The sequence below is a fragment of the Mucilaginibacter sp. genome, assembly GCF_036383575.1.
Taxonomy (GTDB): domain Bacteria; phylum Bacteroidota; class Bacteroidia; order Sphingobacteriales; family Sphingobacteriaceae; genus Mucilaginibacter.
The window spans coordinates 1-3,597 of record NZ_DASVOB010000509.1; the positions used below are offsets into that span (position 1 = coordinate 1).

A 3,597-nucleotide genomic window follows, 5' to 3' on the forward strand; every position below is an offset into this window, starting at 1 on the left:
TTGAAAGATATCTTACATTCAATAAGCTTGATTTGATGATTTCATCCTGATAGAAATTTAATATAGAAATTACATCGTCAAGGGAGCCTCTATCGAAAACCTTACTTATTACAAAACGCGCATTTTTCTGATAGTCGATACTATCCATATCAACATCCCAAAATGCCTGCTTGCTTAAAGTAGGTTTCTCCATGTTTTTATACTCTTCTGTCACAAAAACCCTCTCTTAATTTGGCACAATTACCATAAAGATTTAAAGAGTGATGTTTGATCTCAAATTTTAATATATCGCCCATCATACTCTGGATCTGCTGGATGCGGGGATCGCAAAACTCAACCACCTTTCCACAGTCGATGCAAATGATGTGGTCATGCTGTTTGTAGCCGTATGATTTTTCGAACTGGGCCATGTTTTTGCCAAACTGGTGTTTAGTAACCAGATCGCACGAAACCAACAGCTCAAGCGTATTGTAAACCGTTGCACGGCTTACACGATATTTTTTATTTTTCATGTGGATGTACAACGACTCCACATCAAAGTGATCTGTACGGGAATATATCTCTTCGAGTATAGCAAAACGTTCAGGGGTTTTCCTGAGGTTTTTATTTTCGAGGTAAGCCTCAAAAATTTTCTTAACCATTGGTATGGTATCCTGCTGTGACATAATGATGTATTAACGGGGGCAAAGTTATTAATAAATTATGGAAAAGAGCCAGGAGGTCAAGAACCAGGAGTCAAGAGATCAGGAATCAAGAGCAGAAAAATTGATCTGCCCTGGTTCTTTGATTCTTAAGCTCATTTCTTGTCTCTTGATTCTTGACTTCTTGCTTCTATCCTCAAGACGCTTTCTCAATAGCCGAATCAAAACGGTTAACTGCGGTTACGCCTTTTACTTGTTTTAGGTTTTTAATCAGGGTGTCCAAATGACTGGTGTCGTTCACGTACAACATCAGCGAACCCTCAAATATACCATTATCGCTGTCAACTGTAATGGACCTGATATTTATTTTAAAATCATTCGAAATTACGGTAGTAAGCTTGTTGATCAACCCAACCTCATCAATACCGGTAATGCGCAAACCGGTAAGGAAAGCAAGCTCCTGCTGGTTTGTCCAGCGGGCTTTTACTATCCTGTAACCATAGTTAGCCATTAGTTTGGCTGCATTAGGGCAGTTGGTACGGTGAATCTTGATCCCGTCGCTCACGGTAACAAAACCAAAAACATCATCGCCGGGGATTGGATTACAACAATTGGCCAACTTGTAATCTATCTTTTGCATGTCCTCGCCAATGAGCAGGATATCGCTGTCTTTGGCCTTGATATTTTTGATGAGGTTTTGAACCTGTTCCTGGTCTATTTTATCTTGCGGCTTATTGTCAATTACCTTTTCGGATGCCTGGTACTCTTTCAGGTCCTTCATATCAATAGTGCCTTTGGCAACATTGTAAAAAAGGTCCTGCGTGGCCTGTAGTTTAAAAAAGTAGCTGATCTTTTGCAGGTTTTCAGAATTATAAGTGATCTTGAGCGATTTCATTTTGCGCTCCAGTATCTCCTTACCATCTTCTGCAATTTTGCGCTTCTCCTCTTTTAAAGCCGACTTGATCTTGGCTTTAGCCTTTGCGGTAACCACAAAGTTAAGCCAGTCTTCCTTAGGCGTTTGCTTGCTGGATGTAATGATCTCAACCTGGTCGCCGTTTTGCAGCTTATAGCTTAGCGGCACCAGCTTGTGGTTCACTTTAGCGCCAATACAACTTGCACCAACATCGGTATGGATCTCGAAGGCAAAGTCAAGCGCAGTTGCATTTAACGGTAACTGGATCAGCGCACCTTTCGGTGTAAAAATGAAGATCTCATCACTGAACAGGTTCATCTTAAAATCATCGATGAAGTCGAGCGCGTTGGTATCCGGATTTTTAAGCATTTCGCGCACCTTGTGTACCCATTGGTCAAGGCCGCTATCCGAACTTGCTTCCTTGTATTTCCAGTGCGCGGCAAAGCCCTTCTCGGCAATTTCGTTCATACGCTTGGTTCGGATCTGCACTTCAACCCACTGCCCGCGCGGGCCCATTACGGTGGTATGCAATGATTCATAGCCGTTGGCTTTGGGCGATGATATCCAATCGCGCAGCCTGTCGGGGTTGGGGCGGTACTGGTCGGTCACTATAGAGTAAGCTTTCCAGCAGTCGGCCTTTTCATTTTCAGGGGTGCTATCCAATATGATCCGGATGGCGAAAAGATCGTAAACCTCCTCAAAAGGGATCGATTTCTTTTTCATCTTATTCCAGATGGAGTGGATAGATTTCGGCCGCCCAAATAAGTCAGCCTCAAGTCCCTGCGTTAATAATGATTTATTTATAGGCTCAATAAAATCGCGTATAAAACGCTCGCGTTCGGCTTTTTTCTCGTTCAGTTTATTTTTGATGAACTGATAGGTTTCGCGCTCCATGTATTTCATGGAAAGATCTTCCAGCTCAGATTTTATGGCGTACAAACCCAGGCGGTGTGCAAGGGGCGCATACAGGTAAACCGTTTCTGACGAGAGTTTCAGCTGCTTGTCCCTGGGCATAAACTCCATGGTGCGCATGTTATGCAACCTGTCCGCAAGCTTGATCAATATCACCCTTACATCATCGGCAAGGGTAAGCAGCATTTTGCGGAAGTTTTCGGCCTGTAATGAGCTATTGGTATCAAAAACACCTGATATTTTGGTAAGGCCGTCAATAATTTTGGCCACCTTTTTACCAAACTCCATCTCAATTTCCTCAAGCGTCATGTTGGTATCTTCAACCACATCATGCAGCAGGGCGCACACTATTGAGGTAGTACCAAGGCCAATTTCTTCGGCGGCTATCTGGGCAACAGCAATAGGGTGATATATATAGGGCTCGCCGCTTTTACGGCGCATATCTTTATGGCTTTCAAGGGCCATATCAAATGCCTTACGTATCATGCGTTTATCGCCCTTTTGAAGGGTTGATTTACAGGCACGTAATAAAGCGCGGTATCTTTTTAGTATCTCGTTCTTCTCGGCTTCCAGGTCAATCACTAAGTCTTTCATGTACGGGGTATTAGCGGTATTCAATCATAAACATGCAGCAAATAAATATTATTGCAGGTATTAGTAAAATACCAAAAAAAATTACATTATTTTTGTATTAAGTAAAAATATGAAATTTATTGGTTTTATGTTGCTGTTATGTTGCTTAATGGGTGCTGCAAAGGCCCAAACAGCTACGCCTGCACCTGTAACCCTTGGCAAAAATGATACCATCAGAACAGCTATGACCAACCTTGATGGCGAGCTTGTACCGTGGATAGTTGAGCCGGAGGTTAGAATTGTAGATACCCGTATTTTTGCAAGTGAAGCCGACAGGCTAAACTACCGCCGTTTACGCTATAATGTAATGAAAGTACTGCCCTACGCACGTTTTGCAGGGCAAAGGTACCGCCAGTTACAGCGCGACCTGGCCGTTACTGCCGACAGGAAAAAACAAAAGGAATTAGTAAGCACCTGCGAGGGTGAAATAAAAAATCTGTTCAATAAAGAAATCAAAAACCTGACAATTAGTCAGGGAGAGGTTTTAATTAAGCTTAT

Annotated in this window: 4 protein-coding genes; 1 reads left to right on the plus strand and 3 read right to left on the minus strand. The window is 42.5% G+C overall.

All coding sequences use genetic code 11. From position 1 onward, the window contains the following. From VF500_RS18015 to VF500_RS18025, 3 genes are all read right to left on the minus strand, one after another. Window positions 1–193 (minus strand): DUF6922 domain-containing protein (locus tag VF500_RS18015; protein WP_414688586.1); only part of this gene is annotated, 193 nt, incomplete at its 3' end. A 4-nt stretch (window positions 194–197) separates the two neighbouring features. Further along, entirely contained in the window at window positions 198–665 is a 468-nt protein-coding gene (locus VF500_RS18020; RefSeq protein ID WP_330861008.1) for a transcriptional repressor, read from the minus strand. A 172-nt stretch (window positions 666–837) separates the two neighbouring features. Continuing rightward, on the minus strand, window positions 838–3,060 hold the full coding sequence (locus tag VF500_RS18025; RefSeq protein WP_330861009.1) for a bifunctional (p)ppGpp synthetase/guanosine-3',5'-bis(diphosphate) 3'-pyrophosphohydrolase: 2,223 nt from the start codon (window positions 3,058–3,060) through the stop codon (window positions 838–840). 148 nt (window positions 3,061–3,208) lie between these two features. On the opposite strand from VF500_RS18025, the gene VF500_RS18030 reads away from it, so the two are divergent. Then, window positions 3,209–3,597 (plus strand): DUF4294 domain-containing protein (locus VF500_RS18030; RefSeq protein ID WP_330861010.1); only part of this gene is annotated, 389 nt, incomplete at its 3' end.